This is a genomic window from Pseudomonas sp. Irchel s3b5 (assembly GCF_900187435.1).
Classification (GTDB): Bacteria; Pseudomonadota; Gammaproteobacteria; order Pseudomonadales; family Pseudomonadaceae; genus Aquipseudomonas.
On sequence record NZ_FYDY01000013.1, the window covers coordinates 1 to 22,466 of the forward strand.

Consider the following 22,466-nt stretch of genomic DNA (forward strand, 5'->3'; position numbering starts at 1 on the left):
ATTCATACATTCGCTGGTACAACGAAAAACGAATCAAGATTTCTCTCGGTGCTCTCAGTCCTGTTGAGTATCGTGAGAGCCTTGGTCTCGCGGCATAACCAGTCCAAGTTTTTTGCCGCACCCCCAGCGACCAGAAGAGCAATTGTTGGAACCAGCAAATACCGCATCTGTAGCGCTCCATGTATGAATGATTGCGGATCATAGGTCGATTACTCTGCCACTACCGTCGCATTCTGTCATGGAGGGCGACGTTTTACTGGCAATCAAGAGCATTGTCTATTGGTGTCGACGCCGAATTGGCTCAGTTGCCGAGATGTCACTGACCCAGTCTGTTCCTCGCGAACATCTGGGGCCACTGGATGCGTCCGCCATGGCATCGGGAGTGCGCGCCGGGCTTAAACGAGAGAGTGTTTATACAGGATTCCACCTAGCAGCTAAGCGCGCCGCTAGGCGAATGCTTTGATGTTAAGCCCGAAGCCTTGCATCGGCTGTTGCTGAGGGCAGCAGCAGTGAGTACAGGTTCTTGGGATCTTCCAGCTCTGGCACTAGTTGGATGTCGCTGCCAATGTTGAGCGCTCTCGCAACATCTAGCACATAGCGTAGGGCGGAGTAGTCCTCCAGGGCGAAGCCGACCGAGTCAAATAAGGTGACTTCCTCGGCATGTTGGCGCCCTTGAGTCTGACCATTGATGACTTTCCAGAATTCGATAACCGGTGAGTCGGCGGGCATCTGCTGAATTTCGCCTTCAATGCGGCTTTGTGGTTCGTACTCAACCATGACCCGCGCACGCTCCACGATGTCCTGGTGCAGTTCGGTCTTGCCGGGGCAGTCGCCACCCACTGCGTTGAGGTGCATCCCAGGCTCGATCATCTCGGGCGTTAAAATCGTTGCGTAGGCCTTGTCGGCCGTGACCGTTGTCACGATATCTGCCCCACGTACGGCTTCCGCGACGGTATTGGCGACGGTCAACTGTATGGCGGGGTAGGCCCGCAGATTGGCTACCAGCTTCGCCGTCGCGGCAGGATCGATGTCGTAGAGACTGATTTCAGTAATACCTAGCAGTGTGTGAAATGCCAGGGCCTGGAATTCGCTCTGTGAGCCGTTGCCGATGAGCGCCATTCGACGACTGTCCGGTCGGGCAAGGTAGCGGGCGGCGAGTGCGGAAGTGGCAGCGGTGCGAATGGCGGTCGTCAGCGTCATTTCGCTCAGCAAGACAGGCTTTCCGGTATCGACGTCTCCCAGCGCACCAAACGCCATGACCGTCAGCATGCCATTGTGGGTGTTCTTCGGATGACCGTTGACATACTTGAAGGCATAGAGCGATGCATCAGACACAGGCATAAGCTCGATGACACCCTCAGGTGAGTGGTTCGCCAGGCGCGCGCACTTTTCGAAATCCGGCCAGCGTACGTAGTCTTGACGGATGTACTCGGCCATATCGATCAGGCAACGAGGCAAGCCTTTTTCCTGGACGAGACGGCTCAGATCATTGACGTCAATGTAACGGGTCATATTCGGTTCCTTTGGGCGTTTTATTGTGTGCCGGTCTGGACTGCCTTTCGCTTCGGCGGCCAAGACTCAGGAGGCGGTCCATGTGTTTGCGACGACCCTATTGTCGAGGCAATGGAGAGAAGATTTCGGCCAATACTGACCCTGGAGACAGCGAGAGAAGTCGAAAAACAGACTATGCACAGCGGAATCGGCGAGATGACCATTACCGCTTGTAATTCGCACACATGGTTGAAACGCCATGTTCATAAAGCATCACTATGCAAATGAATAAAGCAGCCAAGACAATCATGTCTTCCCATGTCGCTCCCCTTTGAGTGAAGAAGCGATGACTGACAACGGTCGACAAAATCGGCTGTGGAAAGCCTTTGTTCGGCGTAGGCATGCTGTTTGAGCGTAGATTTACGACACCAGCACCATTCCAGCAATTGGCATTCTTACGGTCCGTTTCAAGCGCGTTTTTGATTGCGACTTGAGATGGCGGGTAACTCCGACGACTGGCTTCTTTCAGTCGAAAACAACAACAAAAACGGTTGCGGTGAAGACTGCATCGACTCTGCCCCTGTCAAAAAAGTGTGATCCGACGCAGGCGCCGGATTGCGATAAATCCAAATTATCCGGGACTCAAGAAGATGAACATCAAATGGCTGACTTTGCCGGCACTCGCGTTGCTGTGCTGTACTACGGGCGCCAGCGCCAAGGAATGGAAGGAGCTGAGATTTGGCGTCGATTTAAGCTACCCACCCTTTGAATCCTCTACGGCTGATGGCGGTGTTCAGGGTTTCGGTGTGGATTTGGGCAATGCAATATGTGCTGAGTTGAAGCTGACCTGTGTATGGGTCAGCAGTGACTTCGACGGGCTGATCCCGGGGCTCAAGGCTGGTAAGTTCGATGCCGTAGAATCTTCGATGACCGTTACCGATGCGCGCAAAAAACAGATCGATTTTACCGATCGCCTATTCGCCGGACCGACCGCCATCGTCACCCGCAAGGACTCAGGACTGCTGCCTACCATCGAATCGCTGCGCGGAAAAACCATCGGTTACATGCAAGGTACGATTCAAGAAACCTACGCGAAGGCCAAACTGGGGCCGGGCGGTGTGAAATTGCGGGCCTATCAGAATCAGGATCAGGTCTATGCTGACCTAGTTAATGGCCGTCTCGATGCGTCGATCCAAGACAAGCTGCAAGCACAGATGAGCTTTCTGAAATCGCCTCAAGGGGCAGATTTCCAGAACAGCGAAGGCATCAGCGACCCCTTGGTGCCGTCGGAAATCGCCATCGGTATCCGCAAGGACGACGAAGAACTCAAAGGCATGCTGAATGCCGCCATCAAGGCCCTGCATGTCAAGGGCATCTACGCGCAGATCCAACAGAAAAACTTCGGCGATCTGGACCTTTACAACAATTGATCCACGCGCTCGGTCGCTGTGTCGCAGCGACCATCGGCGCGCCTCAAGATAGGTGAATGGCGTGAACTCCTTCCTGAATCTGATCGGTGTCGATCTCTCGGTCCTGCAAGGCTATGGCCCGTTGTTGCTGCATGGTGCTTGGGTCACTCTCAAAGTGGCGGCGCTCTCGTTGCTGGTGAGCATGGCGCTGGGACTGCTAGGTGCGGCGGCGAAGTTGTCGCCGTTGAAACTGTTGAACTTGCCTGCGACCGTTTACACGACGCTGATTCGCGGTGTGCCGGACCTAGTGCTGATGCTATTAATTTTCTACAGCCTGCAAGGCTGGCTGAGCAGTCTGACCGAAGCTATGGGTTTGCCCTACTTGGAAATCGATCCGTTCGCTGCGGGCATCGTCACCCTCGGGTTTATCTACGGTGCGTATTTCACCGAGACCTTTCGCGGGTCGATTCTGAGCGTGCCACGCGGTCAGCAGGAAGCTGCCGCGTGTTTTGGCTTGAATCGCTGGCAGCGCTTTCGCTTTGTAGTGTTCCCACAGATGATGCGTTTCGCGTTGCCGAGCCTAGGCAATAACTGGTTGGTGTTGCTCAAAGCCACGGCGCTGGTGTCGATTATCGGCCTGTCGGACCTGGTTAAAGTCGCGCAGGAAGCGGGTAAAAGCACATTTAATATGCTGGACTTCCTGTTGTTGGCTGCGGCGTTGTATTTGTTGATTACCAGTGTGTCGAACTACGTTTTGCGCATGCTGGAACGGCGCTACAACCAAGGTGTGCGGGGGATGGCGCGATGATCGAGTTGATTGCCGAATACTGGAAATCTTTCCTCTTCAGCGACGGCGACACACTGACGGGCTTGGCTATGACCCTGTGGTTGCTAGTGGCGAGTATCGCAATGGGCTTTGTCCTGTCGCTACCCCTGGCGATCCTGCGGGTTTCGCGATGGGGCGTGCTGCGTTGGCCAGTGCAACTATTCACTTATGTGTTTCGCGGCACGCCGTTGTACATTCAGTTGTTGATTTGCTACAGCGGGATCTACGGTGTCGCCGTGGTCCGTTCGCAGCCATTGCTCGAGGCGTTTTTTCGCGACGCGATGAATTGCACCCTACTGGCGTTCACACTCAACACCTGCTCCTACACCGTGGAAATTTTCGCCGGAGCGATCCGCAGTATTCCCTACGGTGAAATCGAAGCGGCACATGCCTATGGCCTGAGAGGCTGGCGCCTGTATCTGCAACTGATTTTGCCTTCGGCGTTGCGCCGAGCGTTACCGTACTACAGCAATGAAGTGATCCTGATGCTGCACGCGACTTCGGTGGCATTTACGGCCACCATTCCTGACATCCTCAAAATCGCACGTGACGCCAATGCGGCGACCTTCATGACGTTTCAGGCATTCGGCATTGCCGGTCTGCTGTACCTCGTGCTGTCGCTCGGGCTGGTCGGTGCGTTCCGCCTGGCAGAAAAACGCTGGCTGAGCTTTCTGGGCCCGGCCCAGTGACTTCCATTATTTATCTAGAGCGGCGCTGATATGTGTGCCGCTCCAGGAGAATTTGTATGCACAAACTCACGGTTGAAAATCTGTATAAACGTTTTGGAGACAACGAAGTGCTAAAGGGCGTCTCGTTGAACGCACGAGCAGGGGACGTGGTGAGCATGATCGGCGCCAGCGGTTCGGGTAAAAGCACCATGTTGCGCTGCATCAACTTTTTGGAGCGGGCGGACGAAGGTGCCATTGCTCTGGATGGAGAGCGAGTCCTCACCCGTCAGGGCGTCGGTGGCATGCGCGTGACCAACCCGAAGCAGTTGCAGCGATTGCGCACACGACTGGCAATGGTATTTCAGCATTTCAACCTCTGGAGCCACCTCACCGTACTGGAGAATATCGTACTGGCGCCGTGTCGAGTCCTAGGGATGAGTCGAAAGACCGCGGAGGTGAGTGCACGGGCGTATCTGGATAAGGTTGGCCTGCCGCAACGAGTGGCCGATCAGTACCCGGCGTTTCTGTCAGGGGGGCAGCAACAACGGGTAGCGATTGCCCGTGCGCTAGCAGTGGAGCCCGAAATTCTGTTGTTCGACGAACCAACCTCGGCGCTCGACCCGGAACTGGTGGGTGAAGTCCTAAAGGTCATTCAGGGGTTGGCTGAGGAAGGCCGGACCATGTTGATGGTGACCCACGAAATGGGGTTTGCCCGGCAGGTCTCCAGCCAAGTATTGTTCTTGCATCAGGGTCGGGTCGAGGAGCAGGGTGATGCTACGATACTCGACCGTCCAACCAGCGAACGTTTGCAGCAATTTCTATCGGGTCGCTTGAAGTGAGGCAAGGCGTACATGGCGGATATTCGCGATCTGTCGTTGGTGCTTGATCGTATCGATCAGGCAATTATTGAAGTGTTGCGCTATGAAGGGCGCATCACTTATCAAAAGCTGTCCGAGCGTGTACATCTAACCCCCCGGCCTTGTCTGGAGCGGGTTCGCAAGTTGGAACAGCATGGGATCATTCGCGGTTATGGTGCGATTGTCGATGAGAAAAAGCTGACACCAGGCTTGTCATTGCTGGTGTTGGTGGCGTTGTCGAACCAGAGCGGACGCGCGGCACAAAAGGCCTTCGAGGCCAAGGTTCGGGCTTGTCCGCAGGTGCTGGAGTGTTGTCTGATCAGCGGCGCGTTCGACTACAGCCTGCGTATGCGGTGCCGTGATATGGAGCATTACCGGGTATTGACCGAAGTGTGGTTTGACGACCCGGATTTGCACATTGATAAACTGGTGAGCCACCCGGAACTGGCGATGGTTAAGACCACGATGGATTAAGAGCAATGCTCGCTGTGGAAAGCAGCGAGTTTTTTGTTTTCAATCCCGCCGAATCGGCTGGGCAAGCCGGAATTTTCAGCCGTTTTTATCACCGCAAAAAGCCGTTATCAACCGAGTTTTTCCCACTACGAAACAGACAATGAGCCTCTCTCGCCCCTCATTGAGTCTGCGTCTATGCAAACCACCAATACGGTTTTAATGATTCGTCCGACACGTTTCTCCTTCAATCAGGATACGGCGGCGAACAACTGTTTCCAGCGTCCGGCAACAGTTGCTGAAAATGTACAACTCAAGGCCCTAGCCGAGTTCGATGGTTATGTCGACGCGTTGCGTCGGCACGGCGTCGAAGTCCTAGTGCATAACGATCGCGAAACTCCGCATACCCCGGACTCGATCTTTCCCAATAATTGGTGGAGCAGCCACCCGGATGGCTCCCTGGTGCTGTATCCAATGCAGGGCCACAACCGGCGTCTGGAGCGGGACAAAGGTGTACTCGACAGGTTGTTGGACCAATACCGGGTCGAGCAGTTGCTGGACCTATCCGGCCTCGAAGAGCAGGAGGTTTTCCTGGAGGGTACCGGCAGCATGGTGCTGGATCGGCAACAGCGGATTTGCTACGCCGGGTATTCCACACGCACCAACGCCCAGGCGCTGGATCAGTTGGTCACCCATTTGGGTTATGAACTGTGTGCATTCAACGCGGTTGATCGCCAGGGAGTGGCGATTTATCACACCAATGTGATGATGAGTGTAGGCACTCGTGTTGCGGTGGCTTGTCTAGCGTCCGTGCCCGATCCGGGCGAACGTGCGGCGCTGCGTAAACGGCTTGAAACCAGTGGCAAACAGGTCATCGCCTTGAGCTTGGCGCAGCTGGAGTCCTTTGCCGGCAACATGCTGGAAGTGCATAGTGCAGCAGGCGAGCCGCTGCTGGTGATGTCACGCACAGCCTGGAAATCCCTAAGCGCCAATCAGCGTCGCTTGATCGAAACTTACGCCACTCCATTGCCTGTGAACATTGACACCATTGAGCGCATCGGTGGCGGCAGCGCACGATGCATGCTGGCCGAGGTGTTCCTGACTAAGCATTCTTCTACCCAGGTGTGGGCGACGACGTCGAAGTGATCCAGTTGCCGAGATGCTCACGTTCCCATTCACGAGTTGTTAATTTGTGACACGCTGAAGGTGATCCGCCGAAGCAGCGTTTCGACACAGTCGCGCGCGCAAGTACATAGAAAACCGGCCGACGCCTGTCGTATGCACGACACAGCAACCGCAGACATGCCGTGCTCTTACGTGGCCTCAGTGTAAAATTTGCGCAAGAAAGGCCTTGGCCCTCGCGCTTTTCGGGGCGCTGAAAAAGTCCTGAGGTGGTGCGTCCTCAATGATCTGGCCGCCATCGAGAAACAGCACGCGCTCGGCCACTTGACGGGCAAAGCCCATTTCGTGGGTTACGCAGAGCATGGTCATACCGCTGCCAGCCAGGTTGACCATCACATCCAACACTTCGCTTACCATCTCTGGGTCGAGCGCCGAGGTGGGTTCGTCAAACAGCATGATTTTGGGTTCCATGCACAACGCCCGGGCGATGGCCACGCGTTGTTGCTGGCCCCCCGAGAGCTGGCTGGGATACTTGTCGGCCTGGCTGGCGATACCGACTTTTTGCAGAAACTGCTGGGCCAGTTCCTCAGCCTTTTTGCGGCTCAGACCACGTACCGAAATCGGGGCTAGGGTGCAGTTATCGAGCACGCTCATGTGCGGGAACAAATTGAAATGCTGGAACACCATGCCTATTTCACTGCGGACCTTGGCAGCCTCGCGGTTGGTCTGGGCCAAGTCGATGTCGTTGACCAGAATGCGACCTTTTTCGGCGACCTCCAGGCGGTTGATGCAGCGGATCAGCGTTGATTTTCCGGAACCGGAAGGCCCGCAGAGCACGATGCGCTCGCCTTCGCGCACTTTCAGATCGATGTTGTGCAGCACATGGAAGGATCCATAGAACTTGTTCAGGCCGGCGATATCAACCACTACCTTACGGGTGTCCGGGCTAGCGGCGAGCGGAGTGTCTACAAGGGGAGAGAGCACATGCATGGTTTTGTCTCCGGCAATCAGTGGAAGCGCTCGGCGCTGTACGGGGCAGGGTTAGTAAAAGGGGGGGCTCCGGTCATCAGCTCGGCCAGCAGGCGACCGCAGACCGGTCCGAGAGTTAGGCCATGGTGGGCATGACCGAAGTTGAACCACAAACCTTTATGCCGTGTTGCTGGGCCGATCACCGGGCACATGTCCGGCAGGCAAGGACGGCGTCCCAGCCAAGGCTCGGCATCCAAGCGTTCGCCCAGTGGATAGAAGGCGCGCGCCAGCTCTTCACAACGACGCAGCTGGATTTCGTTGACTGGGTCTTGGCTGTCGGCGAACTCGATCCCGGTGGTCAGGCGAATGCCGTCGACCATCGGTGCCAGGACATACCCGCCCACCGGATCAAGCAGCGGTTGTTGCAAGCGAGTGCCAGGCAGGGCGGCATAGTGCATGTGATAACCGCGCTTGATCGCCAGTGGAATGTCATATCCCAGTGGCTCGAAAATGCCCCGGGCTTGCGGACCAAGGGCGACCACGGCTTCGTTTGCAATCACCAGGCCCTGTTCGCTCTGGACTTCCCATTTACCCACGCGCTGGCGCAAGGAGAGAGCGTCACCGAGGACGAACACGCCGCCGCGTTGGACGAACAGTTCGGCATAACCGCGTGTCAAACCGCCGGGATCGCTGACGGTCTTGGGGTCCAGCCAGTGAATGCCGCCTACAACGTTACAGTGCAAACCCGGCTGACGGGCGTGCATCTGGTCGCGGTCGAGCACTTCGTAATTCAAGCCGTAGTCCTTGAGCGCAGCAGCGTCGCGTTCGGCCTTGGCAAACGCCGACGGCGAATTGTAGGCTTCGATCCAGCCACTTGCCTGTATCAAGTGATCCATGCCAGCCGGTGCAGAAAGCAGGTCGTGTTCGCTGACGCAGCGCTCCACCAGCGGCAGCATGGCCCGGGTTGCGGCGGCCAGGCCCTTGGTTCCGGAGTGCCGCCAGTACTGCAGCAACCATGGACTGGCCTTGGGCAGGTACTTCAGGCTGTAGCGCACGTCCGATTGCTGGTTGCCGGCGTAGCGCAACAGGCTCGACAGCTGACGTGGGAACGCATAGGGAATTACGCTGGCGCGCTCGATCAGCCCGGCATTGCCGTGGCTGGTGCCGTTGCCCGGCTGCTGGCGGTCGATGAGCACAACCTTACGGCCACGGGCCTGCAAATGGAGTGCAGTACTGACACCGACAATCCCTGCGCCCAGAACGATGGTTTCGCAATGCATGGTATATCCCTGATACAGGGGCGCCCGCGGCAGCCCGAGAAAATTTGGTTTACTGCAAGTGACGGCCGAGACGGCCCTCGAGCGCTTTCAGGCTGCGCCGTACGACTTCCACAATCAGCAGGTAGAGCACGGCGGCCCAGAGGTAGATCTGAAAGTCGAAGCTGCGCGAGAAGGCCAGCTTGGTCACCCCCATCAAGTCGTAAATGGTCACTAGCGAAGCAATGGCGCTGGCCTTGATCATCAGGATCAGTTCATTGCCCAGCGGGCCAATGGCGACCAGCAGGGATTGCGGCAAGATGACTTTACGAAAGGTGGTCCAGCGCGACAGGCTGAGGGCTTTCGAGGCTTCGCGCTGGCCTTGGGTTACGGCCAGGATGCTGCCACGCAAAATCTCGGCCTGATAGGCTGCGGTATTCAGGGTGAAGGCCAGCAGCGTGCAGAACCAGGCGTCACGGAAGAACCACCACAAACCCACGTCCTGCCAGAAACCTTTGAACGAACCCAGGCCGTAATAGAGCATGAACAGCTGAGCCAGCAGCGGCGAACCACGGAAGAAATACACGTAGACGCCGGTAAAACGACTGATAAAGCGGTTACTCGACAACCGGCCCAGGGCGATCAGCAGACCGAGCAGGGCGCCGAGGGTGAAGGAAATGGCAACCAGCTTAGCAGTCACCAACAGGCCTTCGATGAAGCGGGGACCGTATCGCTCCAACAGATCCGGGCTGAGGAACAGATTCTGCAATTCACCGATGCTCATGGGCGAACGCTCCGTTGATGGCGGCTGAAATACTGCTCCAGGAACTGGAACAGGCGGCCGGATATGGCTGAGAAAAACAGGTAGCCAAAGCAGGCCACGGTGTAGAACAGCATAGGTTCCTTGGTGACGCTGACCGCCAGGTTGGTCTGGCGCATCAGGTCCACCAGGGAGATGGTCGACACCAGCGAAGTGTCCTTGAGCAGCGATAGCCAGTTATTCGACAGGCCAGGCAAAGCGATGCGTACCAATTGCGGCAGTACCACCTTGGTAAAGGTTGTGCGTCGGGACAGGCCAAGGGCGGCGGCGGCTTCGAACTGGCCCTTGGGCACAGTTTTGAAGGCGCCCAACCAGATCTGGCTGGAAAATGCGGCGAACACCAGACTGAAGGCGAACATCGCGGCGACGAAGGGGTTGATCGCGACTTCAGCCTCGTAGCCCATCGCGGCCAACAGTTTCTGCGCACCGATCTGGCAGCCGTAATAGATTATCAGTAGGGTCAGCAACTCAGGCAGTCCGCGGAACACGGTGGCAAATACCGTGCTTATGGCGCGCAACCAGCGACGTCGAGAACGGGCGGCCAAGGCCACGCCCAGGCCCAGCGGCAGGCCAATTGGCAGGCAGCTCAGGGCCAGAAAAATGGTTACCAGAGCGCCGGCCAGCAAGGCTGAACCCCAGCCGCCGCTGGCGAAGGATAGCAATGACAGGTTTTCGAACATGCTTGAACCCTCTCGGTCAATTACGCTCGCACGCCCTCACCGCACCCGTGTGCGGGTGCGGTGCAACATGTAGGCAAGGAACGACCCTCAGGCTCGCCTGAGGGCCAGGGGATCAATAGATATCGAAGGCGAAGTAGCGACTGGAGATCTTCTTATAGGTGCCGTCGGCAATGATCTCATCCAGCGCCTTGTTGAAGCGCTCGCGCAGGACATCGTCACCCTTGCGCACTGCGATCGAGGCATCGGCGGTGGTGCCGTTGACGTCGCCAATGATTTTGCAGCAGTCCTTGCCAGCGCCGTCGACCCAGGCCAGCAACGGGAATTTGTCGGCAATCACCCCGTCGATCCGTCCCGTCGCCAAGTCGCTGTTGGCTTCATCAAGGGTAGGGTAAAGCTTCACATCCGCGCCGGCCGGGCCGTAATGATCTTCGGCATAGATGGCCTGGGTCGAGGAAGACTGGGCACCGACCGTGCGTCCTTTGAAGTTGGTCTGGGCGTCGGTGATATTCGAGTCCTTGGGTACTGCCACGGACAGAGGAGTGCGGTAGTAGTGCCGGGTGAAATCGATTTTCTGCTTGCGCTCATCCGTGGCAATCATCGAAGCCACGACCGCATCGTATTTCTTTGCCATCAGCGCCGGGATAATCCCTTCCCAGTCCTGAGCGACGATGCTGCACTGCACCTTCATCCGTTCGCATAGCGCGTTGGCGATATCCACATCGAAACCGTGTAGCTTGTTGTCCGAGTCAACATAGTTGAACGGCGGGTAAGCGCCTTCGGTAGCAATCTTCAGTACTTCTGCCTGCGCGCTGGCAGCCCCGGCCAGGACCATTGCGCATGCACCAGCAAAGCGAATGACGTGTTTCATCTAGCACCTCGTTTTATTGTTTTGAGTGTGGTGACGATGTGTATCCAACGAACTCGTTGTGTAGGGTCGCGATGGCTTCGAGACGCTTTTCGACCTCCGGACCCAGCTGTTTGCAGACGTCGTTGACCAGCAGATGAACCAGCGACAGCATCGCCGCTGTTGATTCCCAGAACAGGTTGAATTCGGTGGGCACGCGGAACACTTCATCGGCGTTCTGTTCGGCCCAGTCGCAAAAGGTGTCAGTGATCAGCGTCACAGGAATTCCGGCATCTCGGGCCTTTCGGCACAGGGTCAGGGCGTGACGGGAATAGCGGCGGGCTTCGAACACCACCAACGCACTGTCTTCGGGGGGGCTGAGCAACACGTCGGCGTAATGCCCGGCGGCACCGTCGACCCAGTGCGTGTCATCGCGCAGGTACTGCAACAGATGCACCATGGATGCCGCGATGCCACGCTCTGTCTGGAACCCGGCGACGAACACCTTGCGCCGGGTGGCCAGGCGCTGGCTGACGCTGTGCCAGGTCGGGGTGAGACTATATTCGTAAACCTTAACCAAGGCTGCGACTTCCAACTCGAAGCTGCGCGGTAGGCCTTGCGGGCCCTGGCGAGCTTGATGGCGAAACTCCTGCAAGCGATCGCCCACCAGCCATGGGCCATCGCCTAGGTCGACCTTGAGGTCGTTTTTCAGGTCTTTGAAGTGGCTATATCCGATGGATCGACAGAAGCGCCCGACACTGGACTCACTGACGCTCAACTTCGCGGCAATATCAGCGGCGGTCTGGAAGGGCAGTTCATAGAGGTTGGCCAGCATATAGTTAGCAATCATCCGGCCAGAGGCGGCGGCGGTTGAAAGACTGCTTTCAAGGCGTTGTTTGATGGGCTGGCTCAAGGCTGCTTCCTGATATTTTTCAGCGCTTACGAAAGAAAATGCGTGTTTTCTGTCATTAAGTCAATGCTTGGTAGATAGCTGTCACGATCAGTGGTCGTCACGCTGCAACGCAGCATCGAAAACTCGGTTGGAAGGATACGCCAGATTTAATGAGTCTCTTCACACAACCGCCGCTCTGAGGGATAGCAAGTCAGGCGAGGATAGAGCTTCTATCCCCAGAGTATGGTCAGGTTGAAGAGGGTGCTGATACAAAAATTTGATTTTGCCTGATGCGAAAGCGCAGAGCGGTTTCATAGTGACATTCTAAAGATAATACACTTATGATTTCGAATCGGTATTGTGAGATGTCTGCTAGTTTATGTTGATGGAGGCCTTGTTTTAGAGCTTTCGGTAAGGTTTAACTGCCGTATGAAAGCGTACCGGCGAGCCTACTCCAGGGTTGTGTAAGTTTTAATCACTAGCATTAAAAAATGTTATTGGTTGTTTTTGTTGTTATTAGTAAAGCCAGCCGTTGAGCGGATTACATTCCTCTATACTTGGTGGCTCGAACAGTAGTTTTGGTAAATTTCTATCGTGAAGCATCAGAGTCCATTTTGGTATGTGTGGGAGTTTGCTGAGGCTTAGCCTGATTTCTAGAGTGTTGACGTAATGAGGTAATGAGCGTTTTTAAACACTCGGGGGCCAGAAGCGATCAGTACTCAAAAAGAGAGTGAATGCCGAAAACTCATAGAGGAAATACGGGTTTGCGCGTAGCTGTTTTTCGACGCCGTGGCGAGGCTGTTCATACTCACCAAATGTAGCCTACGGGTCGCAAGGTTCAGAGTGCCGGATAACGAAAGCACTTCTGTCACAGAGGGTTTGGCCGCACAGATTGCAATGGACTGCAAACTCAGGGCGTTACTCCACGCATTAATATCGGTAAATCCGACAATCTCAAAACTGCCATCCGAAGAATCTATACTACCAGTAACATAGCCAATTTTATTCTCAATGTCAGTGCTTACTCTCAAGTTCAATATTGAGCCTCCAACTGTTATCCATTTACCGTTCAAAGGATCGACAACAGGCATGTACTTTTCGGCATCAACCTTGCGTGCAGCATGGTCCGGCGCTAGAGCCCTACGATAGGTCAATTTATCAATATAGTTGCCAGTCGTGCTCAAATCTGGAAAATCAGTGGAGGCTATCATCATGTGAGAGAGAACCAACACTTCCTCACCATCAAAAATGCTGATCTGGCCGCTCAAGCCTGAAGTCCAATTCCAACTAGGATCGGACGGGCCACCAACAACAGAATGCCATTCGATTGCTAGTGCAATCGGCTGACCCACAGCCACTGTCGCATCTCTTCCTACTTGATAGCCTGAAACTCTATATTCACCAGTCGACCCCGTAGAAGATTTATAGGTGCCTGTAATAGTATTTCCGACAATGGTAAGAATCATGGTCGAACCGTATTCGTTCTTCCACGCCCCTGCAATAGACATGACTGACTCCGTCATTTGGGTATTTGAGTGAAGCTTACTTAAAATTAAATGTGATCTTGCAGAGTTGGCAACATCACAATTCAAGAAAAGCCAGACCGATTGCAATTAAAGTCCTGATGGATTTTCCACCCACCAGGACTCCTCGGATGCTTGTTGTCTTTAATGCAGTGGCTTACCTTCCGTCTCAGGGATAAATGCCACTAGAAACAATGTCGCCACCATAAACATATTTATGATAGTTGTGGTCATATTGAACGAGGAACCATACGCCACCAACATTCCGATCAGCGTTGGTGCAATCACGTTAGCAATGCGTTGCGCCAAAGCGGCCCAACTGTACCCCAAGGTACGCAGGGACGTCGGGTAGAGCTCACAGACCCAGGTACCCCATACTCCCCAGGCGCCAAGACTGAAAAATGCCAACGCAAAATTACTTAGGTAAAGCATTTCCATGGATTGACTATTGGCAAAGCCGTAACCTGCCACGACCGCAGCGGCAATAAAGCCGATAAGAACTTTCTTGCGCCCAAGACGACCGGTCAAGTAAGACGCAACCATGTAACCCGGTATCATGCAAATTGCCGACCATGCTATAAAACTATAGCTCTGTGGCAAGCTCAGGCCACGCTGCTGGAGCAACGTAGGCAGCCAGGTTTGCAGCCCCCAATAGCCCCATGAAAAAGTAAAGTTCACAGCGATCTGTAGATAGCTGACTCTCCGCATGTCACGGGAGAATAGCTCGCGATGTTTACCTTGGTGCGTCTGATCCACCAGGAGCGTGCATTCACGAGGCAGTTGCACCGCCCCTCGGCTTAATTTTGCTAGGACTTTGCGCGCTTCTTCCTGTCGGCCCACCGATGCTAACCAATAGGGCGACTCCTGCACCCAAAGGGCAATGACAATGGCCCATAATCCTCCAAACGAGCTCAATGCAATCACTGTGCGCCAACCGTAGGGCATAAGGGATGCAGAAACTCCCAATGCTAGCAACATACCGATTGGCCAGCCGGACGCCAAATACACGGTGCAGGGACCGCGATAACGCACTGGCAGCAGCTCTTCAAAATGAGCAAATGTGACGATCATCATCCCCACTGCCGCCATACCTGAAAGAAAGCGCAGCACGTAGAAAACCGGATAGTTTGGGGCAAACGCACTAGCTAGAGAAAAGAGAGCATACCCAAGCAAGCTATATGCGATTGCACGTTTTCTGCCATAGCGATCAGAAATCTTACCCCACCCCAAAGCCCCTACAAGCATGCCGATGAACATTGCCCCTATGAGGTTTCCCTGAGCCACGGCATCAAGCTGAAAATCCTGGCTAATCAAAGGGGCGGTGTAGACGATAATCATCATCTCCCAGGCTTCAATGGCGAACACAAAAAAAAGTGCCAAGCAGCTTTTAAGATGTTCCCGAGTCAAGGGGAAGTTTTCGAAGACCTCCCCTACTTGCATACTCCAGTATTTGGATTTTCCGGAAGGTTCTGTGGGGCGGTCTACTACCGCAGTCGGTGAATGGCTCATAGAAGTTAATCCTGATTAAAGGCGCTGCCGTGAATCGTTGGCATGTGCGCAAAAAATTGATTTAAGCCTTTACGCAATTGCCGATTGGTGCCGGTCCTTGAAACAAACCGAATGCTTTAATTTCGGCCTCCGGTGGGGGCTCACAGCTGCCGACGCGACTAGGTGACCAGCCAAACCGGCGTTTCATGCCTGCCGCTGCCTCAGCAACTTTGAACGCAGCCACTACGGGATCAATGACCGGTACACCAATCTCTGCCTGCACTTGTTCGAAAAAACCGAACTCAATAGTGCAGCCCAGGATAATTGCTTCCGCGCCATCTTCTTCGACCGCACGACGCGCCTGCTCAATAATGCGACTACGGGTCAGTGCATGATCACGCTGGAACTCATCTACTCCCATGTTCAGTGAGCGCATCGAGGCTAGACGATCACCCGCCCCGCAGGCCTTCACCCGAGCCCCCATTTGTTCCATCCACTTATTCCGTCCTACGATGATCGAGAATCGGTTGGCCAGATTTGCGACAACTTGCAAGCTCGCTTGGCACGGTCCAACAACAATCATCTCTCCCGAAATTTCCCGAGCATCTTCCAATGCCGGATCGTAGAAACAACCCAGTACCAATCCGTCTAAGCCTCGTTGAGCACAGTCTCTGGCTACGCGCACGCTGCGTTCATAAATCATTGCTTCGTAACAGCGATACTCTAAATGCGAGGGGCTGGGCTGCATGTCGAATGACACAACCTCAACTTGAGTTGAAGGCAGTTTTATCGAACGCAATAACTGCGCAATAGGTTCGTCAAAGGCTGGACTTCCAATTGGGTTTAACCAGCACAATGAAACAGGAACATCTTGCGGCTCGGTGGCAAAAGTATTCTGAGACATATAAAAACTTCCTTCGCGAAGGTAGAAATTAGAAGCTCTTCACTAGAGCCATAGTAAATGAGTTCGAGTATGGAATATTGTCGCTATGGTAGTAATCGAAGTTCAAGTTCGCCGAAATGTAAACTCCTTGCTTGGCGAAGCCTGTGTACGTCATAGATGGCCCGATCTTGCCCTCGCGCGATTCCTCAAAATCTGTCGAAGATCTGTTGTTCAAGTTGTAGACGTGATGCACGCCAAGCCAGAGATTATCAGTCACTAAGTAACCTGCGGCAATATCAGCAAACCAATAGCTGACACCTCCACGTAGACGTTCAGAGGTACCATTACCCAAGTCGGTGTCACTGCGATTGCGCGCGGCGTAATAGACCCCTACCGGGGTGAATGTCGCTGCGAACTTACCATACTGCACATAGTTATTAACGCTAAAGTTGACAGCATAGCGGTTGGAGCCGGCGCCAAAACCAACGGCATCGTCATTACCATTAGGGAACTCAACCATAAGCGTCGGACTTGTCCAGAAGGTAAAATAATCTGGCGATGCATAAGTGGCAGTGGATTTCGGCTCTATGACATTGTAGTAGTACTCAAGACCAATGTTCGGTGAGGCGAAACCCCACTCATTAGAGTCTTTAGCACCATTGGTATCGGCGTAACCTGCAATCGCGCCCCCCCAAACTTCTATCTGGTCGCGCGTAGTACCGGTAAACCCTGTTTCCGAGAAATAGGCCAGTACGGTGTTCGCGCCAGCACGATCGTCGCCCTGTGAAGTTCGATTGTAAACCGGGAAGGACTCCAACGCGAAAGAACCTGGAACGCCTGGCTGTCCGAAACCGATAAACTGATCTGCTTGCACAGTTGCACTGATACTCAAACTCAGGCCAAGCAATACCGGCCCTCCAAAACGCGAAGGTTTATATGACTTCATGATGTATATCTCTTAGTTGTTGTTGTTTTATACAGTTTTGTTGAGCTTGAGACAGATCAGGACATAGCCTCTTCAACCTCATATAACTGCTTTGGAATGTTTGGTCCGAGGATGCTTGCCGATTTATCTCCGAGTAAAATAACGTCTTCCACCCGCATACCACCAAATCGCTCGTAGTCCAAAAAGCGTTCGTATTGGATGAAATCGGTATGGCGACCCTCTGCTTGCCAGCGCCGAATCAGGTCAGGGATAAAATAAATCCCTGGCTCGACGGTCATCACCATGCCTGATTTAAGGCTCTTGCCCAGTCGCAAATTGCCTAGTCCAAACTGTTGGCTACGCGAAACCTTTTCGTCGTATCCCACTAAGTCTTCGCCCAAGGACTCCATGTCATGCACATCCAACCCAAGTTGATGGCCTAGTCCGTGTGGGAAACAAAGCGCGTATGCACCGCTTTCAACAACGTCTGCTGGATTGCCGTGGAAGAAACCCAATTCGGTCATACCTTCCACTAGTTGCAGGGATGCCTCACGGTGTACGTCGATATAGCAAATGCCTGGAAAGAGGCTCTTGATAGCGCTCTCTTGAACCCTAACCAGCAATTTATAAAGTTCAGCTTGGTGAGGTAGAAAACGTCCGCCGACGGGCAATGTACGGGTCACATCACTGGCATAGCCCATTGAACTCGAAGCACCAGCGTCGTTCACCACCAAATCACCCAATTCAAGGCGTGAGTCGTGCTTCAAATTGTGCAAGATCTCGCCTCGACGGCTGAATATCGGCTGATAAGCCTCTTGCAGCCCTTCTCGCCCCAGCACCTCACGCATTCGGGCAACTACTTCCCGCTCCAATACACCAGGACGGGTCGTAGCCATTGCCACCCGATGCATCTGATCGGCGACCCGCATAGCACGGGTGATTTGCTCAATCTCGCAGGGCTCCTTGATTTCTCGCAAGGCAACCACTGCTCGAATTAATTTGTCAGATGCTTTTGACGCGAGCAACTTAGGGGCAATGGAAGTTAAGCGCGATAGCAAAAGAGCAGTTTCGCCACGATATGGCGGTAGAAAATGGACCTTACGGCCATGTTTCCATGCTACTTCCAGACAGCGAGGCGCCAACACTGATGGACGCAGAGAAACACCCGACCCAGCTTCGCATAATTCAGACAACGACAAGTCGTTGCCCAGCCATATAGCATCATCCAAGCTGATATCATCGGCAAAGATCGATGCCGTTCCACTATCAAGGTCGATGATGCCAACTAACGATGGCCGATCAATTCCGAAAAAATAGCTGAACGTTGCATCTTGTCGAAATGGATAGGTGTTATGCGCAAAGTTAATTGGCGAATCTTCGTTGCCAGGGAGCAACACGATGCCCGAGCCTAGGTGTTCGCGTAAGGCCTGCCGGCGGCGTTGGTACGTAATCGCTTCGAACATGCTGTTGCCTCCACTATCGCGCGATTGTCAGACCCGGATGCCGTAAACCGATTCGGCAGTGGCGGCATCCAAATAGCCATTTTTCACGTCGTCTAGCACGGCAGCGGGATCACGCTCGGCCGGATTACCGTACCCGCCACCGGCCCCGGTACGGATGCGCACCAAGTCTCCTGCATTCAGGACGATACTGCTGGCCATGGCGTAGCGTTCATGTTCACCGGTGGTGCGTATGACCGTGACATAGTTTGGCGTACCATCAGAGCCACCGTTCATACCCCACGGTGGGATAGTCGAACGGGTGTAACCGCAAGTTAGGAAGCTTGCATCGCTGCGAACCCGATAGTCGATGCACAGGCCGCGCCCACCGCGATACTTACCATGGCCGCCGGGTTCATCGTTTAACTCGACCCGTTCCACGTACAAGCCATAGCGCGCTTCACAGACCTCAACGGGGCAGTTGTAGGTCTCACCGTGAAGCCCTGAGTACATTGCGTTGTTACCATCACGGCCTTTCTCGCCACCCCAGCCCCCGATCTCCGGCTCAACCAGGGTAAAAACGCGCCCGGTGTCTGGGTGCAGACCTCCAATGATGGTGGCGCAGACTGAAGCAAAATTCCCCGCAGGCACTCGCTCAGGAAAGTGGCTGGCCAGGCAACGCAATATCAAGTCATGAACGCGAATCAGGTTTTCGAAATAGAAACCCTCGGCGGCAGGCACCTGTGCATCGAACAGCGTGCCCGGGGTCGTAAGTACTTGGAGCGGGCGGAAGGTTCCGCCGTTGGTAACGCCTTGTGGTGCCGTCACCGACTTGAACGCCATCTGTGCTGCAACTACAGCGCCGTCGCGGCTGAGGTTGGTTGGCCCCTGGCATTGGGCCGGGTTATCGCGCAAGTCGATGATCATCTGGGTTTTATTGATGTGTACTGACACCTTGAAGACTTGCCCGTCGTCTTGTAATTCCTCCATGTCGAATTGACCACAGGGAGAATCCTGCAACGCTTTGAGCGATACTTTTTCCCCTAAATCCATGAAGTCTTCCATGGCAGCAAGAAACAGATCCGACCCATACTTTTCGGTCAGTTCACGGATGCGCGCGGCACCGCTGCGCACTGCAGAAATTCCAGCCCACATGTCGCCTTCCATAAAGTCGGGCATGCGTGTATTTGCCCGTAGGATCTGCAACACCGAGCGTATCGGCTGACCTCGAGAAATTAGTTTGACTGACGCCAGACGCAGACCTTCCTGAAAAATCTCGGTGGCATCGGTAGACAATGATCCCGGCACCATCCCGCCGACGTCGTTCCAATGTGCAATGTTGGCAGTCCAGGCCACCAACCGCCCTTGGGCGAAGACCGGCATTGCCAATACCACGTCGTTGAGGTGTGTCACGCCACCGCTGTGTGGGTCATTGGTGATAAACACATCACCCTCTTCTATCTCTCCAGGAAGTGGGTGATGTACCAAAATTTGTTTCACGGCTTTGTCCAAAACGCCGACAAAAGCGGGGATTCCTGCCCCTGAACTGGCAATCTCACCTTGGGCGTCAGTGATACCCGTGCCCATGTCCAGTACTTCATAAATCACTGGGCTCATTGCTGCCTTGCGCATCGCTTCAAACATTTCGTCAGCGATTGCTTGAAGGGAGTTCTGCACAATTTCCAGTGTAAAAATATCAATTCTGTTCATCACTGCGCTCCGCCAATCGACAGTTGGGTAATATGAAGGTTACCTAGGCGATCCACCTGCACCACATTGCTTGGATGCACGACTATCGTCGTCCCGGAGTCCTCGATGATGGCCGGGCCTTTAAACGTCATATTGGGCTCGAGCTGCGCGTAGTCGTAGATCGCCGCTTGGTGAATACCTTCTAAGGCATAGTCGACTAGACGATGTCCCTTTAAGGCCGCTTCTAATGTGGCGCCGGTTACCGGCAGATCTTCAAGATCAAGTTTGCCGATCTGGGCAACCGCCATTAGGTGAAAGCCAACGATTTCCAGAGGGGCATCAAGACGATATGTGTACTTCTGCTCATACATTGCGTGGAAGCGCGTCGCAATCTGTGCCCAATGCTCAGCGATTCGCTCGTTGAGTTGTAATGGCACTTCTACCGAGTGTTCCTGATTCTGGTAACGCAGCTTGCAGTAAACTGTCAGTTCTACCTTCTCCGCATCTATGTCCTCAGCAGTAAACTGATCGCGGGCGGAGGCTACTAGATCGTCGAGGAACCCTTGGGCTTCCTGAACAGCGCCCTCGCGATAGGTTTCGATAAAACGATTGACGAACAAGTCGCGGCGCAAGTCCGACATCGTCATGCCCCATGCGGAAAATACCGAAGCTCCGCGCGGGATGATGACTTTTTTCACCCCCAGTTCCTGCCCCAGTGCCACAGCATGCATTGCACCACCGCCACCAAAGGCGATCAGAGTAAAGTCCCGCGGATCATGGCCTCGGCTCAGAGAAACCAATTTCAGTGCGTTAACCATGTTGTCATTGGCAATTCGCACAATACCGCGAGCAATTTCTTCGCTCGGCAAATCCATACGCACGCTCAGTTCGCCCAGCGTACGTTCTACGGCAGCCATGTCGGCGTTCATTGCCCCGCCGCAGAAGTAATCCTTGTTGATTCTGCCAAGAGCCAGGTTCGCGTCAGTTGTGGTTACGTGATTGCCGCCATTGCCGTAAGCAGCCGGGCCAGGAAGAGCGCCTGCTGACTGCGGGCCGACATGCAGCTTGTCAAACTCATCGACCCAGGCAATGGAGCCACCACCGTTGCCAATTTCCACTAGGTCCACTACGGGAACCATGATCGGGTAACCCGCACTGATCTGGTCTCGTTCGATCCAGTAGTCTGTCTTGATAGACACTTGGCCGTTTTGAATTAGCGAACACTTAGCCGTGGTGCCGCCGATGTCTAACCCTAAAAGATTCGGTTCGTCGATTAGCCTTCCCAGCTCAGCCGCGGCCCAAAAACCACTCGCAGGTCCCGACTCCACCATCGTGATAGGTATTTCTCTTGCGTGAGCAACGCTATCGACACCACAGTTCGACTGCATTACATACAAGGGGGCTTTGTAGCCTCCGGCGCGCAAGGCCGTTTCCAGATTAGAAAGATATCGAGCCGCGATAGGCTGAACATAAGCCGACAACACGCTAGTACTGGTGCGTTCATACTCTCGCCATTCGCGAGTGATCTGATGCGAGGCCACCACCGATACCTCCGGCCACAGCCGGCGAACCTCAGCCAGAACCGCTAACTCGTGAACCGGATTTGCGTAGGAGTTTAATAGACAAATTGCTATCGCCTCGATGCCCTCGCGGCGGAAATCGTCGATGATTTGTTCAACGCCAGTCAGATTAAGAGGCTCACGCTCCTGGCCATCCATATGGATCCGCCCCCCGACCTCTCGACGCAAATGCCGTGAGACAAAGGGGGTTGGTTTAACCCATTGCAGATTGAAATAGTCTGGACGATTGGCTCGGGCGATTTCAAGAATGTCGCGAAAGCCTGTCGTAGTAATGAGTCCGGTACGGACGCCCCGACGCTCCGTCAGAGCATTGATGACTACTGTCGTGCCGTGGGCGAGAAAGTCGACATCTTCAAGTCGCACCTCGGCCTTTCGCAGGACGTTGAGAATGCCTTGCTCGAAATTCGGCGGTGTGGTGTCGGACTTCGCAGTTCGAATGGTTTGTTTTCCGGTGACCGGATCGGACTCGAAGTAAACCAGGTCAGTGAAAGTACCACCGATGTCGGTAGCTACCCGTACGGTCTTGCCGTTGATATCCACAGCACGTTTCCTCGCAAGATTATTTTTATTCGCAACGGGACATCGCTTCATTGGCCGTGTCACGGTCCGGAGATGCGATGGTTGCTGGCAAGGAAAGTTATATTGCCCACGCAGG

At 54.4% G+C, this 22,466-nt stretch carries 21 protein-coding genes; 7 read left to right on the forward strand and 14 right to left on the reverse strand.

The window, feature by feature from the left end:
- Nucleotides 1–98, forward strand: a 98-nt coding sequence (locus CKW15_RS15290) for an IS3 family transposase (RefSeq protein WP_143498447.1), incomplete at its 5' end; no start/stop codon positions are given.
- Between the two features lie 367 nt (nt 99–465).
- Here CKW15_RS15290 and CKW15_RS15295 read toward each other — a convergent pair.
- Nucleotides 466–1,512, reverse strand: coding sequence for an ornithine cyclodeaminase (locus CKW15_RS15295; RefSeq protein WP_095057300.1), 1,047 nt, complete (start codon nt 1,510–1,512; stop codon nt 466–468).
- Nucleotides 1,513–2,141: 629 nt separating this feature from the next.
- On the opposite strand from CKW15_RS15295, the gene CKW15_RS15300 reads away from it, so the two are divergent.
- The 6 genes from CKW15_RS15300 to ctlX all read left to right on the forward strand — a co-directional run bounded on the left by CKW15_RS15300 (nt 2,142) and on the right by ctlX (nt 6,847).
- On the forward strand, nt 2,142–2,921 hold the full coding sequence (locus tag CKW15_RS15300; RefSeq protein ID WP_095057299.1) for a transporter substrate-binding domain-containing protein: 780 nt from the start codon (nt 2,142–2,144) through the stop codon (nt 2,919–2,921).
- 61 nt (nt 2,922–2,982) lie between these two features.
- Nucleotides 2,983–3,708, forward strand: coding sequence for an ABC transporter permease (locus tag CKW15_RS15305; protein ID WP_095057298.1), 726 nt, complete (start codon nt 2,983–2,985; stop codon nt 3,706–3,708).
- Nucleotides 3,705–4,415: an ABC transporter permease gene (locus tag CKW15_RS15310; protein WP_095057297.1), complete on the forward strand. Its 711-nt coding sequence runs from the start codon at nt 3,705–3,707 to the stop codon at nt 4,413–4,415. Before CKW15_RS15305 ends, CKW15_RS15310 begins: the two co-directional genes overlap by 4 nt.
- A 56-nt stretch (nt 4,416–4,471) precedes the next feature.
- Nucleotides 4,472–5,233: an ABC transporter ATP-binding protein gene (locus tag CKW15_RS15315; protein WP_095057296.1), complete on the forward strand. Its 762-nt coding sequence runs from the start codon at nt 4,472–4,474 to the stop codon at nt 5,231–5,233.
- Nucleotides 5,234–5,245: 12 nt separating this feature from the next.
- Nucleotides 5,246–5,725 (forward strand): Lrp/AsnC family transcriptional regulator, encoded by a 480-nt coding sequence (locus CKW15_RS15320; protein ID WP_095057295.1) that lies wholly within the window; start codon nt 5,246–5,248, stop codon nt 5,723–5,725.
- 174 nt (nt 5,726–5,899) lie between these two features.
- Nucleotides 5,900–6,847, forward strand: coding sequence for a citrulline utilization hydrolase CtlX (gene ctlX / locus CKW15_RS15325; RefSeq protein ID WP_095057294.1), 948 nt, complete (start codon nt 5,900–5,902; stop codon nt 6,845–6,847).
- Between the two features lie 177 nt (nt 6,848–7,024).
- Here the strand turns inward: ctlX and CKW15_RS15330 are convergent, their stop codons facing one another.
- The 13 genes from CKW15_RS15330 to CKW15_RS15390 all read right to left on the reverse strand — a co-directional run bounded on the left by CKW15_RS15330 (nt 7,025) and on the right by CKW15_RS15390 (nt 22,351).
- Nucleotides 7,025–7,813: an amino acid ABC transporter ATP-binding protein gene (locus CKW15_RS15330; RefSeq protein ID WP_095057293.1), complete on the reverse strand. Its 789-nt coding sequence runs from the start codon at nt 7,811–7,813 to the stop codon at nt 7,025–7,027.
- A gap of 17 nt (nt 7,814–7,830) precedes the next feature.
- Complete coding sequence (locus CKW15_RS15335; RefSeq protein WP_095057292.1) at nt 7,831–9,072, reverse strand: FAD-binding oxidoreductase; 1,242 nt, start codon at nt 9,070–9,072, stop codon at nt 7,831–7,833.
- 49 nt (nt 9,073–9,121) lie between these two features.
- Nucleotides 9,122–9,832 carry an ABC transporter permease gene (locus tag CKW15_RS15340; protein WP_095057291.1) on the reverse strand — a complete coding sequence of 237 codons (711 nt, stop codon included), beginning with the start codon at nt 9,830–9,832 and terminating at the stop codon, nt 9,122–9,124.
- Nucleotides 9,829–10,548 carry an ABC transporter permease gene (locus tag CKW15_RS15345; RefSeq protein ID WP_095057290.1) on the reverse strand — a complete coding sequence of 240 codons (720 nt, stop codon included), beginning with the start codon at nt 10,546–10,548 and terminating at the stop codon, nt 9,829–9,831. The genes CKW15_RS15340 and CKW15_RS15345 overlap by 4 nt, the downstream gene beginning before the upstream one ends.
- Before the next feature lie 112 nt (nt 10,549–10,660).
- On the reverse strand, nt 10,661–11,416 hold the full coding sequence (locus CKW15_RS15350) for a transporter substrate-binding domain-containing protein (RefSeq protein WP_095057289.1): 756 nt from the start codon (nt 11,414–11,416) through the stop codon (nt 10,661–10,663).
- A 13-nt stretch (nt 11,417–11,429) separates the two neighbouring features.
- On the reverse strand, nt 11,430–12,305 hold the full coding sequence (locus CKW15_RS15355; RefSeq protein ID WP_095057288.1) for a MurR/RpiR family transcriptional regulator: 876 nt from the start codon (nt 12,303–12,305) through the stop codon (nt 11,430–11,432).
- 698 nt (nt 12,306–13,003) lie between these two features.
- Complete coding sequence (locus CKW15_RS15360) at nt 13,004–13,792, reverse strand: avidin/streptavidin family protein (protein WP_159953403.1); 789 nt, start codon at nt 13,790–13,792, stop codon at nt 13,004–13,006.
- 159 nt (nt 13,793–13,951) lie between these two features.
- Nucleotides 13,952–15,316, reverse strand: coding sequence for an MFS transporter (locus CKW15_RS15365; RefSeq protein WP_143498451.1), 1,365 nt, complete (start codon nt 15,314–15,316; stop codon nt 13,952–13,954).
- Nucleotides 15,317–15,377: 61 nt separating this feature from the next.
- Nucleotides 15,378–16,199: an aspartate/glutamate racemase family protein gene (locus CKW15_RS15370; protein ID WP_095057285.1), complete on the reverse strand. Its 822-nt coding sequence runs from the start codon at nt 16,197–16,199 to the stop codon at nt 15,378–15,380.
- Between the two features lie 28 nt (nt 16,200–16,227).
- Nucleotides 16,228–17,124, reverse strand: a complete 897-nt coding sequence (locus CKW15_RS15375) for a hypothetical protein (RefSeq protein ID WP_095057284.1) — start codon at nt 17,122–17,124, stop codon at nt 16,228–16,230.
- A 56-nt stretch (nt 17,125–17,180) separates the two neighbouring features.
- On the reverse strand, nt 17,181–18,566 hold the full coding sequence (locus tag CKW15_RS15380; RefSeq protein ID WP_095057283.1) for an aminopeptidase P family protein: 1,386 nt from the start codon (nt 18,564–18,566) through the stop codon (nt 17,181–17,183).
- A gap of 27 nt (nt 18,567–18,593) precedes the next feature.
- The gene (locus tag CKW15_RS15385; RefSeq protein ID WP_095057282.1) at nt 18,594–20,252 is read right to left on the reverse strand and encodes a hydantoinase B/oxoprolinase family protein; all 1,659 of its coding nucleotides are present in this window, start codon (nt 20,250–20,252) and stop codon (nt 18,594–18,596) included.
- Complete coding sequence (locus tag CKW15_RS15390) at nt 20,252–22,351, reverse strand: hydantoinase/oxoprolinase family protein (protein WP_218232056.1); 2,100 nt, start codon at nt 22,349–22,351, stop codon at nt 20,252–20,254. The genes CKW15_RS15385 and CKW15_RS15390 overlap by 1 nt, the downstream gene beginning before the upstream one ends.
- Nucleotides 22,352–22,466: the final 115 nt, after the last annotated feature.